Annotated in this window: 13 protein-coding genes and 1 tRNA gene; 12 read left to right on the top strand and 2 right to left on the bottom strand. The window is 63.6% G+C overall.

What is annotated here, in order from left to right; genetic code table 11:
- A partial coding sequence (locus tag AC0L3X_RS10070) for a hypothetical protein (protein WP_473316383.1) occupies positions 1 to 443 on the top strand: 443 nt, incomplete at its 5' end.
- Positions 444 to 856: 413 nt separating this feature from the next.
- On the opposite strand, the gene AC0L3X_RS10075 is transcribed toward AC0L3X_RS10070, so the two are convergent.
- On the bottom strand, positions 857 to 1,642 hold the full coding sequence (locus tag AC0L3X_RS10075; protein ID WP_283016859.1) for an SDR family NAD(P)-dependent oxidoreductase: 786 nt from the start codon (positions 1,640 to 1,642) through the stop codon (positions 857 to 859).
- Positions 1,643 to 1,776: 134 nt separating this feature from the next.
- On the opposite strand from AC0L3X_RS10075, the gene AC0L3X_RS10080 reads away from it, so the two are divergent.
- The gene (locus AC0L3X_RS10080; RefSeq protein WP_063982567.1) at positions 1,777 to 2,475 is read left to right on the top strand and encodes a histidine phosphatase family protein; all 699 of its coding nucleotides are present in this window, start codon (positions 1,777 to 1,779) and stop codon (positions 2,473 to 2,475) included.
- Between the two features lie 69 nt (positions 2,476 to 2,544).
- Complete coding sequence (locus AC0L3X_RS10085; protein ID WP_063982568.1) at positions 2,545 to 3,312, top strand: SDR family NAD(P)-dependent oxidoreductase; 768 nt, start codon at positions 2,545 to 2,547, stop codon at positions 3,310 to 3,312.
- A gap of 150 nt (positions 3,313 to 3,462) precedes the next feature.
- On the opposite strand, the gene AC0L3X_RS10090 is transcribed toward AC0L3X_RS10085, so the two are convergent.
- Positions 3,463 to 4,686, bottom strand: a complete 1,224-nt coding sequence (locus AC0L3X_RS10090) for a serine hydrolase domain-containing protein (RefSeq protein ID WP_283016858.1) — start codon at positions 4,684 to 4,686, stop codon at positions 3,463 to 3,465.
- 152 nt (positions 4,687 to 4,838) lie between these two features.
- On the opposite strand from AC0L3X_RS10090, the gene AC0L3X_RS10095 reads away from it, so the two are divergent.
- The 9 genes from AC0L3X_RS10095 (at position 4,839) to rpoB (ending at position 14,476) form a co-directional block, all read left to right on the top strand.
- Positions 4,839 to 4,914, top strand: a tRNA-Trp gene (locus AC0L3X_RS10095).
- Positions 4,915 to 5,259: 345 nt separating this feature from the next.
- Complete coding sequence (gene secE, locus AC0L3X_RS10100) at positions 5,260 to 5,451, top strand: preprotein translocase subunit SecE (RefSeq protein ID WP_007611620.1); 192 nt, start codon at positions 5,260 to 5,262, stop codon at positions 5,449 to 5,451.
- Positions 5,451 to 6,008 carry a transcription termination/antitermination protein NusG gene (gene nusG, locus AC0L3X_RS10105; protein ID WP_063982569.1) on the top strand — a complete coding sequence of 186 codons (558 nt, stop codon included), beginning with the start codon at positions 5,451 to 5,453 and terminating at the stop codon, positions 6,006 to 6,008. Before secE ends, nusG begins: the two co-directional genes overlap by 1 nt.
- A 131-nt stretch (positions 6,009 to 6,139) precedes the next feature.
- Positions 6,140 to 6,568, top strand: coding sequence for a 50S ribosomal protein L11 (gene rplK / locus AC0L3X_RS10110; RefSeq protein WP_006611824.1), 429 nt, complete (start codon positions 6,140 to 6,142; stop codon positions 6,566 to 6,568).
- Between the two features lie 6 nt (positions 6,569 to 6,574).
- Positions 6,575 to 7,267 (top strand): 50S ribosomal protein L1, encoded by a 693-nt coding sequence (gene rplA / locus AC0L3X_RS10115; RefSeq protein ID WP_014494487.1) that lies wholly within the window; start codon positions 6,575 to 6,577, stop codon positions 7,265 to 7,267.
- Positions 7,268 to 7,385: 118 nt separating this feature from the next.
- Positions 7,386 to 8,339: a 2-hydroxyacid dehydrogenase gene (locus tag AC0L3X_RS10120; RefSeq protein ID WP_354095861.1), complete on the top strand. Its 954-nt coding sequence runs from the start codon at positions 7,386 to 7,388 to the stop codon at positions 8,337 to 8,339.
- Between the two features lie 584 nt (positions 8,340 to 8,923).
- Entirely contained in the window at positions 8,924 to 9,442 is a 519-nt protein-coding gene (rplJ, locus tag AC0L3X_RS10125; protein WP_283016856.1) for a 50S ribosomal protein L10, read from the top strand.
- A 54-nt stretch (positions 9,443 to 9,496) separates the two neighbouring features.
- Entirely contained in the window at positions 9,497 to 9,874 is a 378-nt protein-coding gene (gene rplL / locus AC0L3X_RS10130) for a 50S ribosomal protein L7/L12 (protein WP_473316384.1), read from the top strand.
- A 483-nt stretch (positions 9,875 to 10,357) separates the two neighbouring features.
- Positions 10,358 to 14,476 carry a DNA-directed RNA polymerase subunit beta gene (gene rpoB, locus AC0L3X_RS10135; protein WP_085405453.1) on the top strand — a complete coding sequence of 1,373 codons (4,119 nt, stop codon included), beginning with the start codon at positions 10,358 to 10,360 and terminating at the stop codon, positions 14,474 to 14,476.
- The last annotated feature ends 48 nt before the right edge of the window (positions 14,477 to 14,524 follow it).

Here is a 14,524-nt window from a genome sequence, read left to right on the forward strand (position 1 = left end):
GGATTTCGCTTCGCTCCATCCGGGCTACAAGATCTCCAGTCTACAAGACCTTGCGTTGCCCGTCGGGCAAAACACTCAAACTCTCGGTCAATGTGTACTCGCCAAAATATTCCACTTTACCGAAATTCGGAAACGGCGTATCTGTTGCCGCAACCCGGCCCAAGGAAGAGGGGCGTATCGCGATCGTCACGAACGCGGGCCGGGCGGCGGTGGACGCAGGTCACATCGGCACGAAAAGCTTCGCAGGGCGGGCGACCGTGAGCGAAGACCTCGCGCCAACGACAGATGTGATCGGCGTACGGCCAAATCGTGTCGTCCTGGCGCCCGGGGTCTGTGCGCCAAGTCTTGCGGTGATGTGGCAGCCCGACCGGGCATGCGCATCAGCCATCAGCAACGGCGACGGGGGCAATAGTGCATCGCTCCCCGGGGAGAGCACGACATAAGCCGTTCCAACCACTGCGCAGGGAAGGCCGGGATGCTCCGGTTGCCCTGTTACCCGCTGTGCATTGTAGCGCAAACTACTCATGGCATAGCGGACAATGGGAGCCAGCCGGCTCCCGGCCTTCCCTGCGCCCTCTTTCAATTGGGGGTGAGGCGACCAAGCAAAGCTCGGGCGAAGCAAGCCGCGAGGATGCGAGGGTGTGTCCGCAATGAAGATGCGTATGATGAAGCGGCCGTGTCCCCCCACACTCCGTCATTGCGAGGAGCTCTTGCGACGAAGCAATCCAGACTGCCTCCGCAGAGGGATTCTGGATTGCTTCGCTGCGCTCGCAATGACGATGTTGAGGCAGTTGCGCGCCAAAACTCCGGTCTCGCATCCCGGACGCAGCGCGTCCGGGATGCGAGAGAGCGCGTGCTAAACCGGCTTGCCCGTATACGGCATCGACGCCGTCAAACCACCGTCAACCGGGAACGCCTGGCCGTTGACATACGATGCTTCGTCGCTGGCCAGGAACAGCCCCATCGCCGCGAGCTCGTGCGGCTGGCCGGGGCGCTTCAACGGATTGAGCTGGCCGATCTTGTTCTGGGTGCCGCGCTCCTTGGCGCGGTCGAAGATCGGTTTGGTCATGCCGGTCTCGATCAGGCCCGGGCAGACCGCGTTGATGCGCACGCCGGTGCCGGTGAGCGAATACGCCGTGGTCTGCACCAGGCTGATCACGCCGGCCTTGCTCGCCGCATAGGGATGTCCGCTGGCGCCGGCCTTGAGGCCCGCGACGGACGCCGTGAGCACGATCGCGCCGGATTGCTGCTTCACCATGTGCGGCATCGAATGCTTCACCGCGAGGAACGGGCCGATCAGGTTGACGCGCAGCACCTCCTGCCACTGTTCCACGGTCTGCTCGCCGAGCGGCACGAGCCCGCCGGAGACGCCGGCATTGGCCCAGATCACGTCGAGCCGGCCATGCGTCTTCACCGCCTTGTCGATGACGGCCATGACGTCCTTTTCGGAGCCCGCGTCGGCCACCATGGCTTCCGCGACACCGCCGGCCTTCTTCACCTCGTCGACGGTCTCCTTCACCGCCTCGGTGCGGTCAACCGCGATCAGCTTGGCGCCTTCCCTGGTGAAGAGGAGTGCGGCGGCGCGGCCGATGCCGCTGCCGGCGCCGGTGATGATGACGGATTTGCCTTGCAGACGGCCCATGCGTTTCTCCCTTTGGTATGCTGCGCGACGCTTGCCGCGCAACGGAATTTCAAACAAGATTTCAAACGGTAAAGTGTCTTGAGACACGTTCACACCTGACGTACAGCGACATCACACGGGATGGAAGAGTTTCGATGACAGGCACAGACAAGCCCAAAGTGGTCACGACGCGGTGGTGGTGGGTCCGTCATGCGCCGGTGCGCAATGACGGCGGCAACATTTACGGCCAGAGCGATCTCGCCTGCGACACCAGCGACACCTACGTGTTCAACGCTGTTGCCAAGGTGCTGCCACGCAAGGCGGTTTGGTATTCGAGCAATCTGATGCGCACCCACCAGACCGCGGAAGCGATCTGGGCGGCCGGCTTCCCAAGGCCCGCATCGATGAAATGGGAAGCAGACCTGGCCGAACAGAATCTCGGACGCTGGCAGGGCATGAACCGCGCCCAGTTCATCGCCAGCCGCCCCGTCGGCTCGAGCTGGTTCGCCGACATCAACGAGCCCGCGCCCGGCGGCGAAAGCTTCATGGATCTCTACAACCGCACGCGCCGCACCGTCGAGCGGATCAACAACGAGGCGGCCGGGCAGGATGTGATCGCGGTCGCGCATGGCGGCACCATCAAGGCGGCGATCGGCCTCGCACTCGACGGCCAGGTAGAGCGGGCCCTGTCGTTCGACATCGACAATGTGTCGATCACGCGGCTCGATTATTTCTCAAGCCCCGAACGCTCGGTCTGGCGACTGCCGATGGTCAACCAGCAGCCGTGGATCGCTGATGACGCGCACGCCGAGATGCATCAGCTGGCGGGGCCGGAAGTCAAGAAGCTCGCCTGATACCGTTGGCCGCGCGCGCGGACACGGCGTAAGCTTCAAGTCAATCAAACCATAATCTGGGAGGAAACCATGACCTTGTTCGACATGAAGGGGAAAGTCGCCGTCATCACCGGCTCGACGCGCGGTATCGGGCTGGCGATCGCCGAGCGCATGGCCGAGCACGGCGCCAAGGTCGTGATCTCCTCGCGCAAGGCCGATGTCTGCGACCAGGTTGCGAAGGGCATCAACGACAAGTTCGGCAACGGCACGGCGGTCGCGATCGCCGCCAACATCTCGTCGAAGGAAAATCTGCAAAACCTCATCGATGAGAGCAACCGCGCCTTCGGCAAGATCGACGTGCTGGTCTGCAACGCCGCGTCGAACCCGTATTACGGCCCGCTCGCCGGCATCTCCGACGATCAGTTCCGGAAGATCCTCGACAACAACATCGTCGCCAACAACTGGCTGATCTCGATGGTGGTGCCGCAGATGATCGAGCGCAAGGACGGCTCGGTGATCATCGTCTCCTCGATCGGCGGCCTGAAGGGCTCGACCATCCTCGGCGCCTACGCGATTTCCAAGGCCGCCGACATGCAGCTCGCGCGCAACCTCGCCTGCGAGTACGGCAAGCACAACATCCGCGTGAACTGCATCGCGCCCGGCCTGATCAAGACCGATTTTGCCAAGGCACTGTGGGACAATCCGGAGAATTTGAAGGCCTCGACCTCGCGCTCGCCGCTGCTGCGCATCGGCATCCCCGACGAGATCGCCGGCGCCGCGGTGTTCCTGGGTTCGAAGGCCGGCGACTTCATGACCGGCCAGACCATGGTGATCGACGGCGGCGCGACGATTAGTTGATGGTCTTGTGTCCCGGACGCGGTGCAGCGTGAAACGCTGCTCCGCAGAGCCGGGACCCAGAAGGCGGCGTTCGAGATCGCGGAGGCATGGGCCCCGGCTCTGCGACGCACCGCTACGCGCTGCATCGCGTCCGGTGCACGAGAGCGGACCTCAATCCACCGCCGCGTAAACCAGGTCCCGCACCAGCGTCCGCGTGTGGTCGCGCTGCCCCGGTCCCTGCGACATAAACACGACGAATAGATCCTCCTTCGGGTCGATCCAGAAGAACGTTCCCGCAATGCCGCTCCAGAAATACTGGCCGACGCTGCCGGGGAACGGCGCGATGCCGGCCTCGCGGCGCACGGCGAAGCCGAGGCCGAAGCCGTGGCCCGGCGACAGCAGTGTGCCGTTGGTCACAACGTGCGGTCCGAGGTGATCGGATGCCATCAGCTCCAGCGTCTTGCGGCCGATGATCCTGTTGCCGTCGAGCGTGCCGCCGTTGCGCAGCATCAGCGCGAAGCGGGCATAGTCCATCGTGGTCGAGACCAGGCCGCCGCCGCCGGACTCCATCACCGGCTGCTCGAGCATGTTGAACAGCGCGACCTTGTCGCCGGTCCAGGGATCGGCTTCGAACGGCTGAGCGAGCCGGCCGGCATTGGCTTCGCTGGTGGAGAAGGCGGTTTCAGTCATCTGCAGCGGCGCGAGGATGCGCTCGGTGAGGAACGCGCCGAGCGACTTGCCGCTGACGACCTCGATGATGCGGCCGAGGATGTCGGTGGAGCGGCTGTAGTTGAACTCGTCGCCGGGATGGCAGACCAGCGGGAAGCTTGCCACCAGCGCGGCATGCTCGGCATTGGTGATCTTGCGGCTGCGGACGCGGGACTCCTGGTAGAGCTTGTGCACGGGGCCGTCGCCCTGGTGCTCATAAGTGAGACCAGAGGTGTGGCGGAGCAGGTCCTGCACCGTCATCGGCCGCCGGGGCGGAACCAGTTCCAGCTTGCCGCCGCTGACCACGCCGACCTTCTGGTTGGCGAACTCCGGAATGAACTTGGCGACGGGATCGGCGAGCAGGAGGTGGCCATCCTCGACTAGTGCCATGATCCCGACCGAGACGATCGGCTTGGTCATCGAGAAGATCCGGAAGATCGAATCAAGCGCCATCGGCGCGGCCCCCACCGGGCTCTGCTTGCCGAGCGCCTCGAACCAGCCGACCTGGCCGCGCCGGGCCACCAGCACGGTCACCCCGGGAATGGTTCCCTTGTCGATCTCGCGTTTGAAGGCGTCCGACATCGCCTGCAGGCGAGGGCGCGACAGGCCCAGCGTTTCCGGCCTGGCCTCGGGCAAAGGCGGGGTTTTCGGCGCGGTGGCGGCTTGGGCGGCGGCTGTGGCAGTCATGTTCACTCCCGGGGGCACATTATTATCGGGAATGAACTGTGGCCCAGAAGGCGCGGCACAAACAAGCGAAGCCAGCGCGCTTCACCCTTGCAATCCGGCCGTCCCCTGTGCTTGAAAGCGCCCCTGATCCGCGTGGCGACGCGAGGGTCCGTAGGAGTGTAGCTCAATTGGTAGAGCACCGGTCTCCAAAACCGGGGGTCGCAGGTTCGAGCCCTGCCACTCCTGCCAGCTAATCCCGGACAATCAGGATCGACAGGCAGGATGGCGGCGGGCCGACAAGCTCGGACCGTGGATCATGCGGACCGGGTAAGCCCTTGATCCGGATCGGCTCCGCTGGCCTCGGCCGCGCGTGTCCCGGCCAGCCCACACCTTGACCTTTGGCCCCATCCGCAGTATCTACCCCGCACTCGCAGCCGGCCCGTTAAACGCGGATTTCCGGCGCGGCTTTGAAATCCCCGAACAATCGAGCCCGGTTTCCCGGCTCATCCTTCAAGACAGAGGGCTGGGCCAACGGCGGCTGTTCGGATCCCTGAAATTCATTCGCGTCTGTCGACGGACGTTGGACATCAAACGATGGCAGTCAGCCCGTTCAAGTTTTTGCAGGAAGTGCGCTCGGAGACCGCCAAGGTCACCTGGCCGACCCGTCGTGAGACCACGATCACCACCATCATGGTGTTCGTGATGGTCGCCGTGGCCTCGATCTTCTTCTTCGCCGCCGACCAGATCATCCGTTACCTCATCACCTTCCTTTTGGGCATTCACTGATGGCAACAGCCGCTGCAACCCAATCGACCGACAAGCGCTGGTACATCGTCCACGCCTACTCGAACTTCGAGAAGAAGGTCGCCGAATCGATCCGCGAGCAGGCCAAGCAGCGCGGGCTCGAGGAGCTGTTCGAGCTGGTGCTGGTTCCGACCGAGAAGGTCACGGAAGTGCGCCGCGGCCGCAAGATCGACGCCGAGCGCAAGTTCTTCCCGGGCTACGTGCTGGTGAAGATGAAGCTGACCGACGAGGCGTTTCATCTGATCAAGAACACCCCGAAGGTCACGGGCTTCCTCGGCGCCGAGAACAAGCCGATGCCGATCTCGGAAGCCGAGGCCATGCGCATCCTGCACCAGGTGCAGGAGGGCGTGGAACGGCCGAAGGCGTCGGTGTCGTTCGAGATCGGCGAGAACGTGCGCGTGGCCGATGGCCCGTTCGCCTCGTTCTCGGGTGTGGTCGAGGAAATCGACGAGGCGCGCTCGCGCGTGAAGGTCGCGGTGTCGATCTTCGGCCGCGCCACGCCGGTCGAACTGGAATTCGGTCAGGTCGAGAAGGTCTGATCGATTGAGGCGTGAGGCTTCGGTCTCACGCTAGCAAGAGGCCGTGGGAGGGAGAGGGCGGTTGCCAGCCGCATCCGACCCAGACCACGAACCTGAAACCGCTGGCCCTGCCGGCACAACAGGAGTGATACATGGCAAAGAAAGTGACCGGATACCTGAAGCTTCAGGTCCCGGCCGGTGCGGCGAATCCTTCGCCCCCGATCGGTCCCGCGCTTGGTCAGCGCGGTCTCAACATCATGGAGTTCTGCAAGGCGTTCAACGCCCAGACCCAGAAGGAAGAGAAGAACACCCCGATTCCCGTCGTGATCACGATCTACGCCGATCGTTCGTTCACGTTCGAGATGAAGACGCCCCCGATGTCCTTCTTCCTCAAGCAGGCCGCCAAGATCCAGTCCGGCTCGAAGGCGCCGGGCCGCGACAAGGCCGGCAAGGTGACCAAGGCGCAGGTGCGCGAGATCGCCGAGAAGAAGATGAAGGATCTCAATTGCGACTCCATCGAGTCGGCCATGAAGATGGTCGAGGGCTCTGCCCGTTCGATGGGTCTGGAAGTGGCGGGGTAAGCGGTCATGGCAATCGGAAAGCGTTTGAACAAAGCCCGCGAAGGTGTTGACCGCGAAAAGCTTTACCCGCTCGCGGACGCCATCAAGATGGTCAAGGAACGCGCCAAGGCGAAGTTCGACGAGACCATCGAGGTCGCGATCAATCTCGGCGTCGATCCGCGTCACGCCGACCAGATGGTCCGCGGCGTCGTGACCCTGCCGAACGGCACCGGCCGTACGCTCCGCGTCGGCGTGTTCGCCCGCGGCGCCAAGGCTGACGAAGCCAAGGCTGCTGGTGCCGACGTCGTCGGTGCCGAGGACCTGGTCGAGAAGGTGCAGAACGGCTCGATCGATTTCGACCGCTGCATCGCCACCCCCGACATGATGCCGCTGGTCGGCCGTCTCGGTAAGGTGCTCGGCCCGCGCGGCCTGATGCCGAACCCGAAGATCGGCACCGTGACCATGGACGTCACCGGTGCGGTGAAGGGTGCCAAGGGCGGCTCGGTCGAGTTCCGCGTCGAGAAGGCCGGCATTTTGCAGGCCGGCGTCGGCAAGGCCTCGTTCTCCGAGGAGAAGCTGGTCGAGAACATCAAGGCCCTGGCCGATGCTGTCTCGAAGGCGAAGCCGGCTGGCTCCAAGGGCACTTACATCCAGCGCGTTGCGGTGTCCTCGACGATGGGCCCCGGCGTGAAGGTCGAGCCGGGCACCATTCTCGGTTAAGGCTTGCCTCGGCTGAGGTTTGGAAATTGCATGAGGCGAGGGGCGGAATTGGGCAACCGATTCCGCCCCTCGTCGTTTGTGGCGTTCATCGGAAGCAAGAACCCGGAAACAAGAAAAAATGGCTGACAAGGTCCTGATCTACTCGCGCTTCCCGAAGACGATGATGGCGCGTTTCGCCGAGCGGTTCGAACTGCTCGACACCGGCGGCAAGCCGGCGCGCGAGGTGTTTTCGGCCGATGAGCTCGGCGGCATCCGCGCGATGCTCACCGCCGGCGGCTCGCCGCTCGGGGCTGAGGCGATGGACCTGTTCCCAAAACTCGGCGCCATTGTCTGCTACGGCACCGGCTATGACGGCGTCGACCTGCAGGCGGCCGTTGCGCGCAACATCGCGGTCGGCCACAGCCCCGGCGCCAATGCGGCTTCCGTCGCCGACATCGCGATGACCCTGATGCTGGCGACGACGCGGCGGATCCTGGTCGCCGACCAATATGTCCGCAGCGGCGATTGGGCCGGCTCAAAGCAGTCGCCGATGATGCGGCCGCAGGCCGGCATGCCCGGCCGCCGTATCGGCGTCTACGGCATGGGCGAGATCGGCCGCAAGATCGCGGCGCGCTGCGCCGCCTTCGAGAGCGAGGTCGGCTATTTCAGCCGCACCAAATACGATCTGCCCTATCAATATTTCCCGACGCTGGAGGCGCTCGCCGACTGGTGCAGCGTGCTGATGATCGCGGTCCGGGCAGGGGCCGAGACCCAGCACGTCGTCAACGCCGATATCCTCAAGCGACTCGGGGAGCACGGCTACGTCGTCAACATCTCCCGCGGCTCGGTGATCGACGAGAAGGCCCTGGTCGCTGCGCTCTCCGACAAGACCATCGCCGGCGCAGGCCTCGACGTCTACGAGAAGGAACCGCACGCCCCCGACGCGCTGACCGCGCTCCCCAACGTCGTGTTCGCCCCGCATATCGGCGGCCACACCCTCGAATCACACGTCGCCATGCAGAACTGCGTGCTGGCGAACCTGACGGCATTCTTCGCGGGCAAGCCGCTGCCATACGGGGTCAAATCGGCCTGAATCGGCCCTTGTCGGGCCGTCTCAAGCCCTGCCGCCAGTCGATTGGAACTGGTGTGAATTTTGCTCTTGGCAAGCGGGCTCCGAGCGGTTAAAGAACCGCTTCCGGACGTGCCGGCCTCGGCTGGCGCGTTCGTGCACGCATTCCGAAAACCCGACAAGACAGGAGATCATTCCTTTTCAGGACGTCCGTGAGGATTTGCCCGAAAAGGAAGGAAAACCCGTCGGTTGGTGGAGTGCGGGCAGGGGTCGGGCGGTTCGCCGGCTGACCTTGTCCTGTCCAAGACTGCAGGCGCCCGCGGGAAATTTCGATTTCTCAACGGCTTAATCGCATGGCCTGCATAGACGGGTGAAGACCGGATTTCACTTCGCGCCCAGCTTTAACGGCTGGCTTGCGAAACGGGTCTGGTTCGGACCTCGACACGCCGTGGGCCTTAAGGGCTCCCGGAGGGCAGGCTTTGAATTGTCGTCTCGCCCGGCGCGTGTCCAAGGGGTTTTGGCCCCGAGGTTCAGGTTTTGGGTGGGACGATGGGTGCAACCCGGCGGTCCCGCTTCTTGCGATGACCGCCAACCGGAAAGAGCTTGCTGTGGAACGAGCGGCAAAAAAGGAAGCGGTCGAACAGCTCAATGGGGTCTTCAAGACCACGAGCGTCGCGGTCGTTGCTCAATATTCCGGCCTGACCGTTGCCCAGATGCAGAAGCTGCGTATGCAGATGAAGCAGGCTGGCGCCTCGGTGAAGGTCTCGAAGAACCGTCTCGCCAAAATTGCTCTTGAAGGCACTGACGTCGTTGCCATCGGCCCCATGCTGAAGGGACCGACCGTGATCGCCACTTCGGACGATCCGGTAGCGGCGCCGAAGGTCGCCGTCGAATTCGCCAAGACGAACGAAAAGTTCGTCATCATTGGCGGCTCGATGGGAAAGACCGTCCTGAATGTCGACAGCGTGAAGGCACTTGCCTCGCTGCCGTCGCTTGATGAACTGCGCGCCAAGATCGTCGGCCTTCTTGTGGCCCCGGCGACCAAGATCGCTCAGCTCGCCAATGCGCCCGCGGGCAAGCTCGCGCGCGTAATCCAGGCTCATGCCTCAAAGGGCGAAGCGGCCTGACGCCCTTCGCAAAACTCAAACCCGAACCAGACATACACTCAAGGAAACTGAACAATGGCTGACTTGCAGAAGATCGTTGACGACCTCTCGAGCCTCACCGTGCTCGAAGCTGCCGAACTCGCGAAGCTCCTCGAAGAGAAGTGGGGCGTTTCGGCTGCCGCGGCTGTCGCCGTGGCCGGCCCGGCTGGTGGTGGCGCTGCCGCCGCTCCGGCCGAAGAGAAGACCGAGTTCACGGTCGTTCTTGCCGCCGCCGGCGACAAGAAGATCGAGGTCATCAAGGAAGTCCGCGCCATCACCGGCCTGGGCCTGAAGGAAGCAAAGGACCTCGTCGAGGGCGCGCCGAAGCCTGTCAAGGAAGGCGTGAACAAGGACGAAGCCGAGAAGATCAAGGTCCAGCTCGAGAAGGCTGGCGCGAAGATCGAGCTCAAGTAAGCAACGCTTACTGGCCGGATCCCGGGGCGCGCATCATGCGAGGCCCGGGATCCTTGTCCATCCCCAAAAGGGGCGGGCCAGATGCAAAAGACGTGCGACGGAACGCTCCGACGCAGGCCGAACACGAAAAAGTGTTGGGATTTGAAGGTTAACCCCTCGAATCTCGACTATTGTCGCCCCATATCGGTTCGACAGCACGAAAGCGCGGTGGGCAGGGATGCCGGATTCCCTGTAAGCCGTTGGGAGAGCAGGCTATTTCGGGCTTTTGCAGTCCGTGAAGACAATCGTTGTGACGGGCGGGCGTGCCTATGCGCCCCGCGCGTCGTTTTGCGTTTTGAAGGTCTGAAGAACAGATTCAGGACATGACGGCCTGAAACTGGATTTTTGGTCCCCAAGGCGGGTTCGAAAAATTCAACCCGGGGAGCGGTGGCAACCGCGTCCTGGACGGCGCGCCCGGAGCGGGCGACGAAATGAGAGGCCACGATGGCGCAGCAGACATTCACCGGTCGCAAACGCGTTCGCAAGTTCTTCGGACACATCAAGGAAGTCGCCGAGATGCCGAACCTCATCGAGGTTCAGAAGGCGTCCTATGACCAGTTCCTGATGGTCGACGAACCCGTGGGCGGGCGTCTCGACGAGGGCCTGCAGGCGGTGTTCCGCTCGGTGTTCCCGATCTCCGACTTCTCGGGCACCTCGATGCTGGAATTCGTCCGCTACGAGTTCGAACAGCCGAAATATGACGTCGACGAGTGCCGCCAGCGCGGCATGACCTTCGCGGCACCCCTCAAGGTGACGCTGCGCCTCATCGTGTTCGATATCGACGAGGAAACCGGTGCGAAGTCGGTGAAGGACATCAAGGAGCAGGACGTCTACATGGGCGACATCCCGCTCATGACGATGAACGGCACCTTCATCGTCAACGGCACCGAGCGCGTCATCGTCTCGCAGATGCACCGTTCGCCCGGCGTGTTCTTCGACCACGACAAGGGCAAGACCCATTCCTCGGGCAAGCTGCTGTTCGCCGCCCGCGTCATCCCGTATCGCGGCTCCTGGCTCGACATCGAGTTCGATGCCAAGGACATCGTCTATGCGCGTATCGACCGTCGCCGCAAGATTCCGGTGACGTCGCTGATGTTCGCGCTCGGCCTCGACGGCGAGGCGATCCTGTCCACGTTCTACAAGAAGATTCTCTACAAGCGGACCAAGGAAGGCTGGCGCGTTCCGTTCGACGCCAACCGTTTCCGCGGCTACTCGACCATCAACGACCTGATCGACGCCGACACCGGCAAGGTCGTGCTCGAGGCCGGCAAGAAGCTCACCGTGCGCGGTGCGCGTCAGATGCAGGAGAAGGGCCTGAAGGCGCTGCGGCTGTCCGATGAGGAGCTCGTCGGCAACTATCTCGCCGAGGACCTCGTCAACCCGAAGACCGGTGAGATCCACGCGGAAGCCGGTGAAGAGATCACCGACAAGTCGATGAAGGCCCTCAACGAGCAGGGCTACAAGGAGCTGCCGCTGCTCGACATCGACCACGTCAATGTCGGCGCCTACATCCGCAACACGCTCTCGGCCGACAAGAACATGACGCGTGAGGACGCGCTGTTCGACATCTACCGCGTGATGCGTCCGGGCGAGCCGCCGACGCTGGATTCGGCGCAGGCGATGTTCCAGTCGCTGTTCTTCGACGCCGAGCGCTACGACCTGTCCGCGGTCGGCCGCGTCAAGATGAACATGCGCCTCGACCTCGATGCGCCCGACACCCAGCGTACGCTGCGCAAGGAAGACATCCTCTCCGTCATCAAGACGCTGGTGGATTTGCGCGACGGCAAGGGCGAGATCGACGACATCGATCATCTCGGCAACCGCCGTGTGCGCTCGGTCGGCGAGCTCATGGAGAACCAGTACCGCATCGGCCTGCTGCGCATGGAGCGCGCGATCAAGGAGCGCATGTCCTCGGTCGACATCGACACGGTCATGCCGCAGGACCTGATCAACGCGAAGCCGGCGGCTGCCGCCGTGCGCGAGTTCTTCGGCTCCTCACAGCTCTCGCAGTTCATGGACCAGACCAACCCGCTGTCGGAGATCACCCACAAGCGCCGCCTGTCGGCGCTTGGACCGGGCGGTCTGACCCGCGAGCGCGCCGGCTTCGAGGTGCGCGACGTGCATCCGACGCATTACGGCCGCATCTGCCCGATCGAGACGCCGGAAGGTCCGAACATCGGCCTGATCAACTCGCTCGCGACCTTCGCGCGCGTGAACAAGTACGGCTTCGTCGAGACGCCGTACCGCAAGGTCAAGGACGGTCGCGTCACCGACGAGGTCGTGTACCTCTCGGCGATGGAAGAGGGCCGCTACACGGTCGCGCAGGCCAACGTGCCGCTCGACCCGAAGGGCCGCTTCACCGAGGATCTCGTGGTCTGCCGTCACGCCGGCGAAGTCTTGCCGGTGACGCCGGACAAGGTCGACTACATGGACGTGTCGCCGAAGCAGCTCGTTTCGGTCGCCGCGGCGCTGATCCCGTTCCTCGAGAACGACGACGCCAACCGCGCGCTGATGGGCTCGAACATGCAGCGCCAGGCGGTGCCGCTGGTTCGTGCCGAGGCGCCGTTCGTCGGCACCGGCATGGAAGGCGTGGTTGCGCGTGACTCGGGTGCCGCGATCGCGGCGCGCCGGTCGGGCGTGATCGACCAGATCGACGCGACCCGCGTCGTCATCCGCGCCACGGAAGATCTCGATCCGACCAAGTCGGGCGTCGATATCTACCGTCTGATGAAGTACCAGCGCTCCAACCAGTCGACCTGCATCAACCAGCGTCCGCTGGTGAAGGTCGGCGACATCGTCAAGAAGGGCGACATCATCGCCGACGGTCCGTCGACCGATCTCGGTGAGCTCGCGCTCGGCCGCAACGTGCTGGTCGCGTTCATGCCGTGGAACGGCTACAACTTCGAAGACTCGATCCTGCTCTCCGAGCGGATCGTGAAGGAAGACGTCTTCACCTCGATCCACATCGAGGAGTTCGAGGTGATGGCCCGCGACACCAAGCTCGGCCCTGAGGAAATCACCCGCGACATTCCGAACGTCTCGGAAGAAGCGCTGAAGAACCTCGACGAAGCCGGTATCGTCTACATCGGCGCGGAAGTGCGCGCCGGCGACATCCTGGTCGGCAAGATCACGCCGAAGGGCGAAAGCCCGATGACGCCGGAAGAAAAGCTTCTGCGCGCCATCTTCGGCGAAAAGGCCTCCGACGTTCGCGACACCTCGCTGCGCGTTCCTCCGGGCGTGCAGGGCACGATCGTGGAAGTGCGCGTGTTCAACCGTCACGGCGTCGACAAGGACGAGCGTGCGCTGGCGATCGAGCGGGAAGAGATCGAGCGTCTGGCCAAGGACCGCGACGACGAGCAGGCGATCCTGGACCGCAACGTCTACAACCGTCTTGCCGAGCTCCTCGAGGGACGGCAGGGCATTGCGGGCCCGAAGGGCTTCAAGAAGGACACCAAGATCACCCGTGCGGTGCTCGAGGAGTACCCGAAGTCGCAGTGGTGGCTGTTCGCTTCGCCGAACGACAAGCTGATGGCCGAGATCGAGGCCATGCGGAAGCAGTACGACGAGTCGAAGAAGGGGCTGGAACAGCGCTTCCTCGACAAGGTCGAGAAGCTTCAGCGCGGTGACGAACTGCCGCCCGGCGTGATGAAGATGGTCAAGGTCTTCGTCGCGGTGAAGCGCAAGATCCAGCCCGGCGACAAGATGGCCGGCCGCCACGGGAACAAGGGCGTGGTGTCGAAGATCGTGCCGATCGAGGACATGCCGTTCCTCGAAGACGGTACGCATGCCGACATCGTGCTCAATCCGCTCGGCGTGCCCTCGCGCATGAACGTCGGACAGATCCTCGAGACCCATCTCGGCTGGGCTTGCGCCGGCCTCGGCAAGCGTATCGGCCAGACGGTCGATGCCTATCTGTCGAAGCAGGACATCAAGCCGCTGAAGGAAACCTTGAAGAAGGTCTACGGCGAGGACGAGACGATCAAGTCGCTCAACGACAACGAGTTGATCGAGCTTGGTCACAATCTGAGCCGCGGCGTGCCGATCGCGACGCCGGTGTTCGACGGCGCCAAGGAAGCCGACATCGAGGAGATGCTGAAGCTTGCCGGTCTCGACGCTTCGGGTCAGTCGACCGTCTATGACGGCCGTACCGGCGATGCCTTCGATCGCAAGGTGACGGTGGGCTACATCTACATGCTCAAGCTGCACCATCTCGTGGACGACAAGATCCACGCGCGTTCGATCGGTCCGTACTCGCTCGTCACCCAGCAGCCGCTGGGCGGCAAGGCGCAGTTCGGTGGCCAGCGCTTCGGCGAAATGGAAGTGTGGGCGCTCGAGGCTTACGGCGCGGCGTACACGCTCCAGGAGATGCTGACGGTCAAGTCGGACGACGTCGCCGGCCGTACCAAGGTGTACGAGGCGATCGTCCGCGGCGACGACACGTTCGAGGCCGGTATTCCGGAATCGTTTAACGTGCTGGTCAAGGAAATGCGCTCGCTCGGCCTCAACGTCGACCTGCACAACTCCAAGGTGGGACCGGCGCCGACGTCGGAAGCAGCCGAGTAATACGACCTTTCATGCCCGGCCTTCACGGCCGGGCATCGGCGCCCCTCC

It is taken from the genome of Bradyrhizobium sp. MI1.7 (genome assembly GCF_055811795.1).